Annotated in this window: 13 protein-coding genes; 11 read left to right on the top strand and 2 right to left on the bottom strand. The window is 71.6% G+C overall.

Annotated features, from left to right (window positions below):
• Positions 1–11: 11 nt before the first annotated feature.
• The 3 genes from QFZ58_RS07615 to QFZ58_RS07605 are packed head-to-tail and all read left to right on the top strand — an operon-like array spanning position 12 to position 2462.
• The gene (locus QFZ58_RS07615; protein ID WP_373428652.1) at positions 12–923 is read left to right on the top strand and encodes a glutamate ABC transporter substrate-binding protein; all 912 of its coding nucleotides are present in this window, start codon (positions 12–14) and stop codon (positions 921–923) included.
• Between the two features lie 16 nt (positions 924–939).
• On the top strand, positions 940–1584 hold the full coding sequence (locus QFZ58_RS07610; protein WP_307124151.1) for an amino acid ABC transporter permease: 645 nt from the start codon (positions 940–942) through the stop codon (positions 1582–1584).
• A complete protein-coding gene (locus tag QFZ58_RS07605; protein WP_307124150.1) occupies positions 1581–2462 on the top strand; it encodes an amino acid ABC transporter permease in 882 nt (293 codons plus the stop codon). The genes QFZ58_RS07610 and QFZ58_RS07605 overlap by 4 nt, the downstream gene beginning before the upstream one ends.
• A gap of 482 nt (positions 2463–2944) precedes the next feature.
• Here QFZ58_RS07605 and QFZ58_RS07600 read toward each other — a convergent pair whose 3' ends face one another.
• A complete protein-coding gene (locus QFZ58_RS07600; protein WP_307124149.1) occupies positions 2945–3694 on the bottom strand; it encodes a hypothetical protein in 750 nt (249 codons plus the stop codon).
• 104 nt (positions 3695–3798) lie between these two features.
• Between QFZ58_RS07600 and ggt the strand changes: the two genes are divergently transcribed.
• The 4 genes from ggt to QFZ58_RS07580 all read left to right on the top strand — a co-directional run bounded on the left by ggt (position 3799) and on the right by QFZ58_RS07580 (position 8081).
• On the top strand, positions 3799–5604 hold the full coding sequence (gene ggt / locus QFZ58_RS07595; protein ID WP_307124148.1) for a gamma-glutamyltransferase: 1806 nt from the start codon (positions 3799–3801) through the stop codon (positions 5602–5604).
• Positions 5605–5846: 242 nt separating this feature from the next.
• Positions 5847–6149 (top strand): helix-turn-helix domain-containing protein, encoded by a 303-nt coding sequence (locus tag QFZ58_RS07590; RefSeq protein WP_307124147.1) that lies wholly within the window; start codon positions 5847–5849, stop codon positions 6147–6149.
• 20 nt (positions 6150–6169) lie between these two features.
• Entirely contained in the window at positions 6170–6550 is a 381-nt protein-coding gene (locus tag QFZ58_RS07585; RefSeq protein ID WP_307124146.1) for a PPOX class F420-dependent oxidoreductase, read from the top strand.
• A 130-nt stretch (positions 6551–6680) separates the two neighbouring features.
• On the top strand, positions 6681–8081 hold the full coding sequence (locus QFZ58_RS07580; RefSeq protein WP_307124145.1) for a hypothetical protein: 1401 nt from the start codon (positions 6681–6683) through the stop codon (positions 8079–8081).
• Positions 8082–8084: 3 nt separating this feature from the next.
• Here the strand turns inward: QFZ58_RS07580 and QFZ58_RS07575 are convergent, their stop codons facing one another.
• The gene (locus QFZ58_RS07575; RefSeq protein WP_307124144.1) at positions 8085–9140 is read right to left on the bottom strand and encodes an aldo/keto reductase; all 1056 of its coding nucleotides are present in this window, start codon (positions 9138–9140) and stop codon (positions 8085–8087) included.
• 831 nt (positions 9141–9971) lie between these two features.
• Between QFZ58_RS07575 and QFZ58_RS07570 the strand changes: the two genes are divergently transcribed.
• The 4 genes from QFZ58_RS07570 (at position 9972) to manD (ending at position 15005) form a co-directional block, all read left to right on the top strand.
• Positions 9972–10814 carry a nitrilase-related carbon-nitrogen hydrolase gene (locus QFZ58_RS07570; RefSeq protein ID WP_307124143.1) on the top strand — a complete coding sequence of 281 codons (843 nt, stop codon included), beginning with the start codon at positions 9972–9974 and terminating at the stop codon, positions 10812–10814.
• Entirely contained in the window at positions 10811–12094 is a 1284-nt protein-coding gene (locus QFZ58_RS07565; RefSeq protein ID WP_307124142.1) for an aspartate aminotransferase family protein, read from the top strand. Before QFZ58_RS07570 ends, QFZ58_RS07565 begins: the two co-directional genes overlap by 4 nt.
• A gap of 150 nt (positions 12095–12244) precedes the next feature.
• On the top strand, positions 12245–13642 hold the full coding sequence (hydA, locus tag QFZ58_RS07560; RefSeq protein ID WP_307124141.1) for a dihydropyrimidinase: 1398 nt from the start codon (positions 12245–12247) through the stop codon (positions 13640–13642).
• A gap of 148 nt (positions 13643–13790) precedes the next feature.
• Positions 13791–15005 carry a D-mannonate dehydratase ManD gene (gene manD / locus QFZ58_RS07555; protein WP_307124140.1) on the top strand — a complete coding sequence of 405 codons (1215 nt, stop codon included), beginning with the start codon at positions 13791–13793 and terminating at the stop codon, positions 15003–15005.
• Positions 15006–15134 lie beyond the last annotated feature (129 nt).

Raw genomic sequence — 15134 nt, 5'->3', positions numbered from 1 at the left:
GGAGCACTGTGTTGCGTACGAGGAAGATCGCGGCCCTGCTGGCAGGTCTGCTGCTCGCCGCACTCGCCGCGGGGTGCGGCAGGGAGGGCAGCCCACCGGTCAAGGGACCGAGGGCCGAGCAGCTGCCCCACTACACGGTGGACACCGGTTTCCGGCTGCCCGAGTCGAAGACCTGGACCGAGGCCGAGAAGCGCGGCCACCTGATCGTCGGCGCCAAGGAGGACCAGCCCTACCTCGGCGAGAAGGACCCGGCCAGCGGCGTCTTCTCCGGCTTCGACATCGAGATCGCCCGCATGATGGCGGCGTCCCTCGGCTTCGAACCGGACACGATCCGCTTCCGGACCATCGCCTCCGCCAACCGCGAGACCGCGCTCCAGAACGGTCAGATCGACTACTACGTCGGCACCTACACGATCAACGACATGCGCAAGAAGCTCGTGGGGTTCGCCGGTCCCTACTACATGGCCGGCCAGGGCCTGCTCGTACGCACCGACGAGAACGACATCCACGGGCCCGGGGACCTGGCGGGCAGGACCGTCTGCTCGGCCGCCGGGTCCACGCCGTACCAGCGCATCGCCGCCGACTACCCCGAGGCGAAGCTCGTCGCCTACGACACCTACTCGATCTGCGTCGACAACCTCCTGACCTTCCAGGTCGACGCCGTCACCACCGACGACGCCATCCTGCTCGGCTTCGCGGCCAAGGCCCCGGACGAGATGAAGGTCGTCGGCAAACCCTTCTCCGAGGAGCCGTACGGCATCGGAGTCCCGCGCTCCGACAACGCGCTGCGCTCCGCACTGAACGACGCCCTCGAGGCGAACGAGAAGAACGGCAACTGGAAGAAGGCGTTCGAGGCCACCCTGGGGCTCTCCGGAGTGCCGGCGCCGACACCGCCGCCCATCGACCGCTACCCGGCGAACTGAGGGGCCGGCCACCGCCATGGACGTACTGACAGACAACTTCTCCCTCTACGGCGAGGGCTTCCTCGGCACCCTGGAGCTCACCGTCTACGCCTCGGTTCTCGCACTGGTGCTCGGCTTCGTCATGGCGTCCTTCCGGGTCGCGCCCGTCGGCTCGCTCCGGGTGATCGGCACCGTGTGGGTCGCGGTACTCCGCAACACCCCGCTGACCCTGCTGTTCTTCGCCGTGCTGCTCGGCCTGCCCCGCTTCGGTCTGGTGCTGCCCTTCGAGGTCTTCGCGGTCCTCGCCCTCGGCTGCTACACCTCGGCCTTCATCTGCGAGGCCCTGCGCTCCGGGATCAACACGGTGCCCACGGGCCAGGGCGAGGCGGCCCGCAGCCTCGGTCTGTCCTTCGGGCAGACTCTGAGCACCGTGGTGCTGCCACAGGCCTTCCGGTCGGTGATCCCGCCCGTAGGGTCGACCCTCATCGCCCTCGCCAAGAACTCGGCGATCGCGGGGGCCTTCAGCGTCACCGAGCTGCTCGGCACCTACAAGACCCTCAACGAACTCGGCTACAGCATCATCTGGTCGTTCGTCTGGATCGCCGTCGGATACCTCATCATCACCCTTGCCATCAGTGCGCTCTTCAACCTGATGGAGAAGCACTGGGGAGTCGCCCGATGACCCGTTCCACCGTCTCCGCCAGCGCCCTGTACGACATCCCCGGGCCCGCCACACGCAAACGGCACTTCACCTACGGGGTCGTCTCGACCGTCGTCATCCTCGCGGCCTTCGGATGGCTGCTGTACCTGCTGTTCGACACGGACCAGTTCACCGCCGACAAGTGGAGCCCTTTCACCTACAAGGGCATCCAGGAGCTGCTGCTGCGCGGACTCGGCAACACCCTCAAGGCCTTCGCGTACGCGGCGGTGCTCTCGGTCGCACTCGGGGCCGTGCTCGCCGTCGGGCGGCTCTCCGCGCACCGGCCGGTGCGCTGGGTCTCGACGCTGCTGGTCGAGTTCTTCCGGGCCATGCCCGTCCTGGTGATGATCTTCTTCATCTTCGTCGCCCTCAAGGTGCAGCCGCTGCCCGCACTGGTGGCCGGTCTGACCCTGTACAACGGCTCCGTGCTCGCGGAGGTCTTCCGCACCGGCATCAACTCCGTGGAACGGGGCCAGCGGGAGGCCGCGTACGCGCTGGGCATGCGCAAGACGCAGGTCACCACCCACGTCCTGGCCCCGCAGGCCGTCCGCGCGATGATGCCCACCATCATCAGCCAGTTGGTGGTGGCCCTCAAGGACACCTCCCTGGGCTTCCTGATCACCTACGAGGAGTTCCTGCACGCCGGCAAGCTGATCGCCTCCAACCTCGACTACGACCTCCCGTTCATCCCGGTGGTCATGGTCATCTCGCCCATCTACATCGGGATGTGCATGCTGCTCTCGTGGTTCGCGACCTGGATGGCCAGACGGCAGCGGCGCAATCCGAAGACGGAGGCGGTGGGCGTCGCCCCCGCCGAACCAGGAACGCTGCTGCCGGGCACGCAGGAGCCTCGGGCCTGATCCGCACGCAGGGCCCGAACCCGCACGGCAGCGGCCGGTGATCACTTCACGCCGCCGGGACCGGAACTCCGGTCCGGGCGGTGGGGGAAGGTCAGCTGCGAGCCGGACGGTTGTGCCGGAAGTACAGAGGATCGACGCACGTCGATCACCAGGGCGGGACGGTGACCGGCCGGGACGACGTGGGCGGCGGAGAAGGGTTCCGGGTCCGCGACGCGACGGCCGGCGCGGTGTCCGTCCGTGGAAGGTATAGGGGGCGGTTGCGACCAGTAAGCCGAGGCCGAGCGGGCCCCCGTCGCGCAGTACATCGACGGGGGTGCCGCTCTCCTCGGCCGGCTCGACCGGCTCGAGACCCACGGTCACCCGGTCCGGCGTCTTCGCCGCCTCGACGTCACCGGCTCCTGTTCCCGCTCGCCGCACACGAGGCGCCGTCCGTCGGAGGCAGTCGGGACACTCCCGCCCCGGAGCACACCTCCACGCGCAGCTCAGCCCGCGGCCCGGTGCGATGTGTGCGGAGCCGCGGGCAGGGGGGCCTGGGCCACACGTGTCACGTCACCGACCAGCTCCACCACATCGGGTCCGTACGCCTGCGAGTTGACCACCTTCAGGAGCAGCACGAAGGAGTTGCCGCGATGCTTGCGCAGCAGCTTCTCGTAATGGCGGACGAGGTAGCGCGCGGCTGCCTGGTTGGTGATGGCGCGCTGTCCGCAGAGGAGGAAGACCGGGCGGGCGTCCTGACCACCCGTCAGGCGAGCCAGGAGGACGTACTCCGCGACACCGGACTCCATCCGGTAACGCTCCGAGCCCACCTGGAAGGCGGCGCGGTCGGGACCGGGCTCCGGACCGGTGTTGATCTTCACTCCGGGCAGCAGCGACTGCAGGTGCGCGGCCATCCGCCGGTTCGATCCCGGCCCGCCGACGCAGAACTCCGTACGCTCGCCGAAGCCTTGCCGTGCGCCGTCGTGGGACACGATCTGTACGTGGGCCGAGCACTCCTTGACGAGTGCCGAGAGTTCGAGCAGCGCGAAGACGTCGTGGCGGTGGACCGCGCTGTCGCCGCCGCCCGCCTCGCGGTTGACGACCAGCAGGCACTCGGAGTTCCCGGGCAGTCCGAAGAAGGCCTGCTTACGGCGGAGTCTGCGCCGCCACACGTAGCTGCGGGTGAGCCAGCCCAGGGCCGCACTGATCCCGGCGGCTATGACACCCAGCACGATGTTGCGCACGTCGTCAGTCATGGGCGCGCATAGTAGCGGTCATCCGGGCGAGCGGCCGAGGCGGTCCTGACGATCCGCCCGGTGCGGAGTTACCCTGCGCGGACGATTCTTCACTGGAGGTACGGATGCGTCGTTCCGTCGGCCGGAATGTGTCGTTCTTGAGTGTGATCGCCGTGATCGGCTCGCTCGGTGCCGCGGCTCCCGCGGCGCAGGCGCCCTCCGCGCCACCCCCCAAGTCACCGGTGGCGGTGGGGTACGGGGGAGCGGTGGCGAGCGTCGACGCGGACGCGTCGGCGGCCGGTATCGAGGTGCTCCGCAAGGGCGGCAACGCCGTCGACGCGGCCGTGGCGACAGCGGCCGCACTGGGTGTCACCGAGCCCTACTCGGCGGGAATCGGGGGCGGAGGCTACTTCGTCTACTACGACGCCGGTGAGCGCACCGTGCAGACCATCGACGGACGGGAGACGGCACCCGGCAGCGCGGACTCCTCGCTGTTCCTGGAGAAGGGGCAGCCGATCCCCTTCAGTGACGCCGTCACCAGCGGCCTCAGCGTGGGGACTCCCGGCACCCCGGCCACCTGGGACGAGGCGCTCGACGCCTGGGGCAGCACCTCGCTGCGCAAGCTGCTGGAGCCGGCCGAGCGGCTGGCCCGCGACGGGTTCGTCGTCGACGACACGTTCCGCTCCCAGACCGCGGGCAACCAGGCACGGTTCGCCGACTTCCCGGCCTCCGCGAAGCTCTTCCTGCCGGGCGGCCGGCTCCCGGTGACCGGCTCGGTGTTCAAGAACCCCGACCTGGCCCGCACGTACGAGACCCTGGGCCGCGAGGGCGTCGACGAGCTGTACCGGGGTGAGCTGGCCCAGGACATCGTGTCGACGGTGCGCAGGCCGCCCGTCGACCCGGACGCGGCCCGTGTGGTGCGTCCAGGTGACCTCGCGGCCAAGGACCTGAAGACGTACCGGGCCCTGCACCGGGCACCCACGAAGGTCGGCTACCGCGGCCTCGACGTCTACGGCATGGCACCCTCCTCGTCGGGCGGTACGAGCGTGGGCGAGGCACTCAACATCCTGGCGTCCACCGACCTGTCGAAGGCGAGCGAGGCGCAGTACCTGCACCGTCTCATCGAGGCGAGCCGGATCGCCTTCGCCGACCGGGGCCGCTGGGTCGGCGACCCGGCCTTCGAGGACGTGCCGACACGCGGCCTGCTCAGCCGGCGCTTCGCCGACTCGCGTGAGTGCCTCATCAGGGACGACGCGGTCCTCACCAGCCCGCTGGCCCCGGGTGATCCGCGCCGCCCCGCTCCCTGCGCATCGGGTGGCACGGCCGCCCCGACGACGTACGAGGGTGAGAACACGACCCACCTGACCACCGCCGACCGGTGGGGCAACGTGGTCGCGTACACCCTGACCATCGAGTCGACGGGCGGCAGCGGCATCACCGTGCCGGGGCGGGGCTTCCTGCTCAACAACGAGCTGACCGACTTCTCCTTCGCACCAGCCGTCCCGGCGGTCCACGACCCGAATCTGCCCGGCCCGGGCAAGCGGCCGAGGTCGTCGATCTCGCCCACCATCGTGCTGGAGCACGGCAGGCCGGTACTGGCACTGGGCTCGCCGGGCGGCGCGACGATCATCACCACCGTGCTGCAGTCGCTGACCGGCCACGTGGACCGCGGGCTGCCGCTCGTCGAGGCGATCGCGGCGCCGCGCGCCAGTCAGCGCAACTCGGCCACCACCGAGATCGAGCCGGGTCTGTGGGACAGCCCGGTGCGCGGGCAGCTGGAGGCCCTCGGTCACGTCTTCAAGGCGAACCCGGAGATCGGGGCGGCCACGGGCGTCCAGCGGCTGCCGGACGGGCGCTGGCTCGCGGCCGCGGAGAAGGTGCGCAGGGGTGGCGGCTCGGCGATGGTGGTGCGGCCGGGCGGCCGTCGGTGACCGTACGGCCTGGGCGACGGGGCCGGGAGGTCACGCCGGCCGGGCTCGGGCCCTGCGGGGCCCGCCCGCATCGCCTCCGGTGAGAGGGCCCGCAGGGGCCCTCCGCCTCCGGTGAGAGGCGACTCCCACCGGCGCGTACGCGCATGCGCGTCCTCTGCGCGGCCTGCGGCGCCGCGGGGCGCGCCGCCACGATCGCATCAAGCCAATTACTATACCGTCCGGGCCGGTATTAGAATGACGGCATGGTACGGACACCCCTGACCCCCGAAGAGCACCGCCGCGGCGAGCGGCTCGGCGCACTGCTGCGCGAGGCGCGTGGCGGACGCAGCATGGTCGCGGTCGCGGCGAGTGCGGGAATCTCCGCCGAGACGCTCCGCAAGATCGAGACGGGCCGGGCCCCCACCCCGGCCTTCTTCACGGTGGCGGCCCTGGCGGCAGCTCTCGGGCTGTCGATGGACGAACTGCTCACGCGGTGCGTGCCCGAGCCGGCCCCCGTGCCTCTGACCCTGTCCGGGCCGCCGGGGGCGCTGCCGCTCACCGCGTAGGGCGGAGTAGGGTCACGTCGGTGACCCTCCAGGACTTCGCCCGCAGTGAGTACGTCAGTCTGATCACGTACCGGAAGGACGGCACGCCCGTGGCCACCCCCGTCTGGGCGGCCGCCGAGGACGGCGTGCTGTACATCTGGACGAGGTCCGATTCCTGGAAGGTCGAGCGGCTGCGCCGCGACGGCCGTGTGCGCGTCACCGTCTGCGACGTCCGCGGCCGGGTCGCCGAAGGCGCGCCGAGCGCCGAGGGCAGGGCCCGGCTGCTCGACGAGGCCGGGACCGCGACGGTCCGCAAGCTGCTGGCCCGCAAGTACACATGGAAGTACTGGCTCGTGGAACGGCCCGCCACCGTCGTACGGCTCGGCAAGCGGCCCCACACGGGGATCGCCGTCACCTTCTGAGACGCGCGCCGGCCGCCTCGCGCCGCGGATGCCCCGGGACGGAAAAGCCTGCGTAGTCCGTCCGTAACACGCCTGCGGTCGAATGCCTGCGGACTGGAACGCTCCAGTCGTCGGGCCGGCGAAGGCGGCGATGACAGTGCAGCAACACATGAGCGCGGTAGGGAAGTTCGCGCACTACCTGAGAGAGCTGGCCACCCTGCTCGATCCGGGACAGGGCTGGTACGGCGTCTTCTGTGCGCGCGATCCGCACGGCATGCGCGCCTGCTTCGACGGCACCGAGGTACCCCCCTGGGACGTCGTCGAGTCACTGCTCCAGGATCTGGCCGTGCTGCGCGGCACCAGGCACGCCGCACAGGAGTCCGAGCGGGCCGCCGCGCTGTACTCCGCTTCGGTGGGCGCGCACGACAGACGCCCGGGCGGACGGCAGGCCCTCGTCGACAGGCTGGGGCTGATGACCCGCGAACAGGCCTACGCCGCCCACCGGCTGCGAGCCGCCGGCGCGGAGGGGGCATCCACCGAGGACGCGGACGCGGAGGCCCTCGCCTGGGCGCGGGACGACCACACGCGCGCGACGGCCCGCTGCGCGGAGCTGCGCAGCCGGCTCACGGCAGTGGAGAGCGCCGGGCCCGGACACGGGCCCGGGGCCGAACGCGTCCCGCGCCCCCGGGGGGCCGGCAGCGTGCTCCCGGACCCCGCGTCCGGTGGCCCGGCCGGGCCACCGGACGACGGCGTGCGGCAAGAGCGGGACGGCGTACCCGATGAGCCGTACGAACCGGCCCGACCCGCGCCCGCGCCGGGACGCGGTAAGCCGCGAGGCGCGCGGTTCGCCGGCCTGGATCCGGGGGACGACGCGGGCCCCAGCCCCCTGCCGACGACCCACCCCGCCCTGCCCGGCCCTTCAGCGGGCTCCGCCGCCCCGCGCGGGGCCCGCTTCCGAGGTGCCCCGGCGGACGGCACGGGCTCCGCGGGCTCCCCACCCACCACCACGGCGGCCGGCCCGGCCGCCCGCCTCGCCGCCGACGAGACGGTCGGGCTGCTCGTCCGGCTGCGTGCCCAGGGTCGCAGCGGGGAGGCGCACGCCGTGCTCTGCGAGGCAGCCGTCCGGCCCGCCGCCCACCTGCCCGTACTCGCCGTGGCCCTGCACCGGGCGGGTCTTGCAGCCGACTGGGCCACCCTGCTCTGGGAGGTGTCCTCGCTGCAGCCCGCCCAACTGGCCGCCGCGGCCGGTGCGCTGGCCTCGGCCGGCCGTGCCGAGGACTGCGGCCAGGTCCTCCGGCAGGGCGTGGCGCGGCCCGCCGCCGAGATCGCCGACGCCGTGGTGGCCCTCGACCGGGCGGGGCTGGAGCCGGAGGCGCGGGCGCTGCTCGGCGCCTTCGTCCGCGTGCGGAGCGCGCAGGACGCGGCGCGCATCGCCGAGGGCGGGCCGGACGGCCTCGTGCCCCGGCTGCTCGCGGCCGCCCGCGAGGTGTCCGCGGCGCGGGAGCGGGACCTGGTCCACGCGCTGCGGGTGGCAGGGACCGTGACGCCGTGACCGTCAGTACGGCGACCCGTCGACCGTGCGCAGGGTGGGGGAGTGGCGGTCCTCGATGTCCCGCCAGCGATCGCCGTACACCGTCCCGGTGACCCCCCGGTCGCGCAGGAAGTCGTGCGGGAAGCCGAGCGGCACGGCACTCGCCCTGTCCAGCCGTTCGACCGCGTCGGCGTCGAGCCGCACGTCGAGGCAGGCGAGGTTGTCCGCGAGCTGGCGCTCCGTGGAGGCGCCGATGATCGGCACGATGTTGCCCGGCCGTCCGCGCAGCCAGGCCAGTGCCACCTGGGCCGGTGTCCAGCCGCCCTGCTCGGCGATCTCCACGACAGCGGTGACGGTCTCCTGCTCGCGGCGCCGTGTCTCCTCCTGACCGTCGTCGGCGGCGGGCCCGGCGCCGGGGCCCCTGCCCGTGAGCCGGCCGCGGGCGAGCGGACTCCAGGCGAAGACGGCCTGGCCGAAGGCGTGGGCCTGCGGCAGCAGTTCGCGCTCGGGTGTCCGCTCCAGCAGGCTGTAGCGCAGCTGCGAGCCCGCGAACGCGGTCCAGCCGCGCAGCTCGGCAAGGGTGCAGGCCTGCGCGATCTCCCAGGCGGGCCAGTCGGAGACGCCGACGTAGAGCACCTTCCCGGTGCGTACGAGGTCGTCGAGTGCGCGCATCACCTCCTCGACGGGTGTGAAGTTGTCCCGGGCGTGGACCCACAGCACGTCCAGGCGGTCGGTGCGCAGCCGGTCCAGGCTCGCCTCCACCGACCGCACGAGGTTCTTGCGGTGGTTGCCGGCCGCGTTGACGTCGCCGTCGGCGGTCGCGCAGGTGTACTTGCTGGCCAGGACGAGGCTCTCCCGGCGGCGCCCGAGGAGTGAGCCCAGGACCGACTCCGAGGACCCGGCGCCGTAGATGTCTGCCGTGTCGACGAAGTTGCCGCCCGCCTCGGTGTAGGCGTCGAGGATGCGCCCGCTGACCTTCCGGACGCCCTCCGGCTCCGATTCGTGGCTGCCCAATGTCATGGCGCCCAGGGCGAGCTCGCTGACCCGCAACCCGGTCCTGCCGAACAGTGTGTAACGCATACGGTTCCCCCTTCGGTCGGTGGTCACCGGAGGCTACGGGCTGGAGCGCGCTCCATGGCAAGGCCACGGGTCCTGCCCCGGCGCCACGGACTCGCGGGGATATTTCCTGATCCAGTCCGTGGGCGAGCCGGTCTCGAAGCGGGTGCTCGCGTCCACGGCGCCGGGGCAGAGGATCGCGGGGCCGCCGTTGACCCGACCGTCTCCGTCCCCTCGTCCCGGCGGCCAAGGGACCGGGTACGGCCGTGGCGGCCGTCCGCGGCGGCAGGAGGCGCTCGGCCTCCGGGGTGTGGAGCGGGGCGCGCTGATCGAGGCCGCAGGCCCCACCATCAGCGCGCCCACCCCGGTGGTGCCCGCGCGGCCGGCGGCAGCGGGGCCGACCTCGAGGCGCTGCCGTCCGAGCGCGTCACCACCCCGCTCGGCCTTTCCGACACCGACTGCGACCCCGACCGGGCCCAGGCGGCCGGGCACTGGCACGGCAGACCGCACCCGGCGCTGCGCATGCCCCGACAGACCCGGAGGCACCCGCGGCTTCACGCCCTTCGCGGGTCTCCTCCCGGGGTCCGGGAGCGGAGCTCGTGGCCCTCACCGACACGGCTCCCACCCCGCTCGCGCCGTTCGTCCGGGCCGCCTACGGGACCCTGCGCGCGCCGGACGGGGCCCGCACCCGTCAGGTGTGGACCGCTCGGGTGTGAAACATGATCGACTCCGCCGGTTCACGGCGATGGTCTTGCCCCGCCGTGTGGCGGGGCTTACGTTCTCCTCCTACGCACTGTGTCTACGTGCGTAGAAAACGCGTAGAGGCTCTCTGACGCCACGTCGAAGGAGCAGCTCATGTCCCACGTCGTACGCGCCGCACTCGTCCAGGCGACCTGGACCGGCGACACCGAGTCGATGATCGCCAAGCATGAGGCCCATGCCCGCGAGGCCGCCCGGCAGGGCGCGAAGATCATCGGCTTCCAGGAGGTGTTCAACGCCCCCTACTTCTGCCAGGTGCAGGAACCCGAGCACTACCGGTGGGCCGAGGCGGTGCCGGACGGGCCCACCGTCCGGCGGATGCGTGACCTGGCCCGCGAGACCGGCATGGTGATCGTCGTGCCCGTCTTCGAGCTGGAGCAGTCCGGCTTCTACTACAACACCGCCGCGGTGATCGACGCCGACGGTTCGTACCTCGGCAAGTACCGCAAGCACCACATCCCACAGGTCAAAGGCTTCTGGGAGAAGTACTACTTCAAGCCGGGGAACGCCGGCTGGCCCGTCTTCGACACGGCGGTCGGCAAGGTGGGCGTGTACATCTGCTACGACCGGCACTTCCCCGAGGGCTGGCGCCAACTAGGCCTTAACGGAGCGCAGTTGGTGTACAACCCGTCGGCCACCTCGCGTGGCCTCTCCGGGCACCTGTGGCAGCTGGAACAACCCGCATCCGCCGTGGCCAACGAGTACTTCGTCGCCGCGATCAACCGGGTCGGTCAGGAGGAGTACGGCGACAACGACTTCTACGGCACCAGCTACTTCGTCGATCCCCGCGGGCAGTTCGTGGGCGAGGTCGCCAGCGACAAGGAGGAGGAACTCGTCGTGCGCGACCTCGACTTCGGCGTGATCGAGGAGGTCCGGCAGCAGTGGGCGTTCTACCGGGACCGCCGGCCGGACGCGTACGACGGGCTGGTGGAGCCGTGAGCGGTCTGCACGAGCGGCACCTCGCCGTCAGCCCCGGCTGGCTGGCCCTCTACTACCGCCACCCCCTGGAGCTCACCCACGGCGAGGGGCGCCACGTCTGGGACGCGGACGGCAACCGCTACCTCGACTTCTTCGGCGGCATCCTCACCACCATGACCGCGCACGCCCTCCCCGAGGTGACGAAAGCCGTCTCCGAGCAGGCCGGGCGCATCATCCACTCCTCGACGCTCTACCTCAACCGCCCGATGGTCGAGCTCGCCGAGCGCGTCGCCCAGCTCTCCGGCATCCCCGACGCACGGGTCTTCTTCACCACCTCGGGCACCGAGGCCAACGACACCGCCCTGCTGCTCGCCACGGCGTACCGCAGGTCGAACCAGATCCTGGCGATGCGCAACAGCTACCACGGCAGGTCGTTCTCGGCGGTGTCCGTCACGGGCAACCGGGCCTGGTCGCCGACGAGTCTGTCGCCGCTGCAGACCCTGTACGTCCACGGTGGGGTCCGCAGCAGGGGACCTTACGCGGAGCTGAGCGACGAGCGGTTCATCGAGGCGTGCGTGGCCGACCTGGAGGACCTGCTCGGACACACACGGGGAGCCGCGGCACTGATCGCCGAGCCCATCCAGGGCGTCGGCGGCTTCACCGCGCCTCCCGACGGGCTGTACGCGGCCTTCCGGGAGGTCCTCACCCGCCACGGCATCCTCTGGATCTCGGACGAGGTGCAGACCGGCTGGGGACGCACCGGCGACCACTTCTGGGGCTGGCAGGCCCACGCTTCGAGCGGGCCGCCGGACATCCTGACGTTCGCCAAAGGCATCGGCAACGGCATGTCCGTCGGCGGAGTCGTCGCCCGCGCCGACGTCATGAACTGCCTGGACGCCAACTCCATCTCGACGTTCGGGGGGTCCCCGGTCACCATGGCCGCCGGCCTCGCCAACCTCACGTACCTGCTGGAACACGACCTCCAGGGCAACGCGCGGCGGGTCGGCGGGCTGCTCATCGAGCGGCTCCGGGCCGTCGGCGCGGCATCCGCGGCCGTTCGGGAAGTGCGCGGCCGGGGGCTCATGATCGGCATCGAGCTGGTGAAGCCCGGCACCGACGAGGCGGATCCGGAGGCCGCGGCGGCCGTGCTGGAAGCCGCCCGCGCCGGCGGGCTGCTGATCGGGAAGGGCGGCGGCCACGACACCAGCGTCCTGCGGATCGCACCGCCGCTCACGCTCACGGTCGCCGAGGCGGAGGAGGGCGCGGCGATCCTGGCCGACGCCCTGCACGCGGCCGGATGACCGGGCCCGGGACGGGGTGACACGGCCCCGGGGCGGGGCGACGTCACGACCCGGGCCCGACGCCACGGCGCGAGGCGAGGCCCCGCCCGCCCCCTGCCCCGCACCGTCATCGATCAGCAGCAGCCATTCCGCCACCGCGAGGAGGGGTACATGAGCCGCACCGTCATCCACGGCGGACTCGTCGTCACCGCGTCGGACGAGATCCACGCCGACGTACTCATCGAGGGCGGGCGCATCGCCGCCCTCGCCGCCCACGGCACCGACGCCGCCGGGAGCTGGAGCGCCGACCACAGGATCGACGCCACCGGGAAGTACGTCCTCCCGGGCGGCGTCGACGCCCACACGCACATGGAGATGCCGTTCGGCGGGACGTTCGCCTCCGACACCTTCGAGACCGGCACCCGGGCCGCCGCGTGGGGCGGCACCACCACGATCGTCGACTTCGCCGTCCAGACCAGGGGCAGGCCGCTGCGCGAGGGGCTCGACGCCTGGTACGCGAAGGCGGACGGGAACTGCGCCGTCGACTACGCGTTCCACATGATCCTGTCCGACGTGAACGAGTCCTCGCTCAAGGAGATGGATCTCCTGGTCGCTGAGGGCGTCACCTCGTTCAAACTCTTCATGGCCTACCCCGGAGTGTTCTACAGCGACGACGGGCAGATCCTGCGCGCCATGCAGCGGGCCTCGGGCAACGGCGGTCTCGTCATGATGCACGCGGAGAACGGCATCGCCATCGACGTGCTCGTGGAACAGGCCCTCGCCCAAGGCCGTACCGACCCCCGCCACCACGGCGACGTGCGCAAGGTGGCGCTGGAGGCAGAGGCCACCCACCGCGCCGTTCAGCTCGCCCGGGTCGCAGGCTCGCCCCTGTACGTCGTCCACGTCTCCGCCGACGAAGCCCTCGCCGAGATCGCCTCCGCCCGCCACAAAGGGCTACCGGTCTTCGGTGAGACCTGCCCGCAGTACCTCTTCCTGTCCACGGACAACCTGGCCGAACCCGGCTTCGAGGGCGCCAAGTACGTCTGCTCCACCCCTCTGCGGCCCAGGGAGCACCAGGAAGCGCTCTGGCGCGGCCTCAGGAACGACGAACTGCAGGTCGTCTCCACCGACCACTGCCCGTTCTGCTTCTCGGGGCAGAAGGAGATGGGCCGGGGCGACTTCTCGAAGATCCCCAATGGCATGCCCGGCGTGGAGAACCGTATGGACCTCCTCCATCAGGCGGTGCTGGACGGCCATATCTCCCGGCGTCGCTGGATCGAGATCGCCTGCGCCTCCCCGGCCCGGATGTTCGGGCTCTATCCGAAGAAGGGGACCATCGCGCCGGGGTCCGACGCCGACGTCGTCATCTACGACCCGCACGCCGAACAGGTCATCTCCGCCGAGACGCACCACATGAACGTGGACTACTCGGCCTACGAGGGCAAGCGCGTGACGGGACGGGTGGAGACGGTGCTCTCCCGCGGGGTGGCGGTGATCGAGGACCGTGCGTACGTGGGCCACGCGGGCCACGGGGCGTACCTGCCACGGGGGATCTGCCAGTACGTGTGACACCGGTGGCGGTGCGGGCCGCCGTGTCCGGACGGAAGCGCCCGGGGGCCGGGTTGACCTCGGGCGCGTCGACGGGCTGAATGGCTCCTCTCCCTCGTCCGGCGCCGGCTACGGGGGCACCTCCCGCAGCACCCGGAAAGAGAGCGCGATGAAGATCGTCGACGCGAAGGTCGTCGTCACCAGCCCCGGCCGCAATTTCGTCACCCTCAAGCTGACCACCGACGAGGGCCTCACCGGCCTCGGTGACGCCACCCTCAACGGCAGGGAACTCGCCGTCGTCGGCTACCTCACCGACCATGTGGCACCCCTGCTCGTCGGTCTGGACCCGCACCGGATCGAGGACACCTGGCAGTCCCTGTACCGGGGCGCCTACTGGCGGCGCGGGCCGGTGACGATGGCCGCGATCGCCGCGGTCGACGTCGCGCTGTGGGACATCAAGGCCAAGGCCGCCGGGCTTCCGCTCTACCAACTGCTCGGCGGTGCGAGCCGGGACCGCGTCGGCACGTACGGGCACGCGAACGGCCGCGACATCCCCGAACTGCTCGACTCGGTACGCGCCCGCCTCGCCCAGGGCTACCCCGCCGTCCGCATCCAGTCGGGCATCCCGGGGCTGAAGGCCGTGTACGGGGTGTCCACCACCGACGCCGGAGGCGCGCCCGTCCCGCACCAGCAGGCCCGCCCTCTGGTGGAGGACTGGGACACCGACGCCTACCTGCGCCACATGCCTGCCGTGTTCGAGGCGGTACGCGCCGAGTTCGGCGCCGAACTGCCCCTCCTGCACGACGCCCACCACCGGCTCACGCCCGTCCAGGCGGCCCGGCTGGGCAAGGACCTGGAGCCGTACCGCCCGTTCTGGCTGGAGGACTGCACACCCGCCGAGAACCAGGAGGCGCTGCGCATGGTGCGCCGGCACACCACTACACCGCTGGCCATCGGCGAGGTGTTCAACACCATGCACGACTACCAGGCCCTGATCACCGAGCAGCTGATCGACTACGTGCGTTCGGCGGTCACCCACTTCGGTGGTGTCACACCGCTGCGCAAGCTGTTCGACTTCGCCGCGCAGTACCAGATCAGAAGCGCGGTGCACGGCCCGGAGGACATCTCCCCGGTGGGTATGGCCGCCGCGATCCACCTCGACCTCGCCGTGCACAACTTCGGCATCCAGGAGTACTCCGGTCACAACCCGCTCACCGAGGAGGTGTTCCGCCACGGGTACACCTTCACGGACGGTCACCTGCACCCGGGTGAGACCCCCGGCATCGGCGTCGAACTGGACGAGGACCTGGCTGCCGCCCACCCGTACGAGGCGGCCTACCTGCCGGTCAACCGGCTCCAGGACGGAACCGTCCACGACTGGTGAAAGAGCCGGGCCCGCACGTCGCGGGCACCGGCGCCCTCCCCTCGCGGTGGACGCGTGTAGACGACCTCTTCCCAAGGCGCGGAAACCGGTCCAGGATTGTCCCCCGCGACCCGCTCCCCAGACGTCGCC

This window comes from Streptomyces sp. B1I3 (assembly GCF_030816615.1).
Lineage (GTDB): Bacteria > Actinomycetota > Actinomycetes > Streptomycetales > Streptomycetaceae > Streptomyces.
Note: the sequence above shows the minus strand (reverse complement) of the source record. Positions and strands in the feature narration are given on the sequence as shown.

What these genes read in the sequence shown, in the direction of transcription:
- QFZ58_RS07590 (WP_307124147.1), top strand. Translation starts at nt 5,847, where the DNA reads ATGGTACGGACACCCCTGACCCCCGAAGAGCACCGCCGCGGCGAGCGG.
- QFZ58_RS07570 (WP_307124143.1), top strand. Translation starts at nt 9,972, where the DNA reads ATGTCCCACGTCGTACGCGCCGCACTCGTCCAGGCGACCTGGACCGGC.
- manD (WP_307124140.1), top strand. Translation starts at nt 13,791, where the DNA reads ATGAAGATCGTCGACGCGAAGGTCGTCGTCACCAGCCCCGGCCGCAAT.
- ggt (WP_307124148.1), top strand. Translation starts at nt 3,799, where the DNA reads ATGCGTCGTTCCGTCGGCCGGAATGTGTCGTTCTTGAGTGTGATCGCC.
- hydA (WP_307124141.1), top strand. Translation starts at nt 12,245, where the DNA reads ATGAGCCGCACCGTCATCCACGGCGGACTCGTCGTCACCGCGTCGGAC.
- QFZ58_RS07605 (WP_307124150.1), top strand. Translation starts at nt 1,581, where the DNA reads ATGACCCGTTCCACCGTCTCCGCCAGCGCCCTGTACGACATCCCCGGG.
- QFZ58_RS07610 (WP_307124151.1), top strand. Translation starts at nt 940, where the DNA reads ATGGACGTACTGACAGACAACTTCTCCCTCTACGGCGAGGGCTTCCTC.
- QFZ58_RS07600 (WP_307124149.1), bottom strand. Translation starts at nt 3,694, where the DNA reads ATGACTGACGACGTGCGCAACATCGTGCTGGGTGTCATAGCCGCCGGG.
- QFZ58_RS07575 (WP_307124144.1), bottom strand. Translation starts at nt 9,140, where the DNA reads ATGCGTTACACACTGTTCGGCAGGACCGGGTTGCGGGTCAGCGAGCTC.
- QFZ58_RS07580 (WP_307124145.1), top strand. Translation starts at nt 6,681, where the DNA reads ATGACAGTGCAGCAACACATGAGCGCGGTAGGGAAGTTCGCGCACTAC.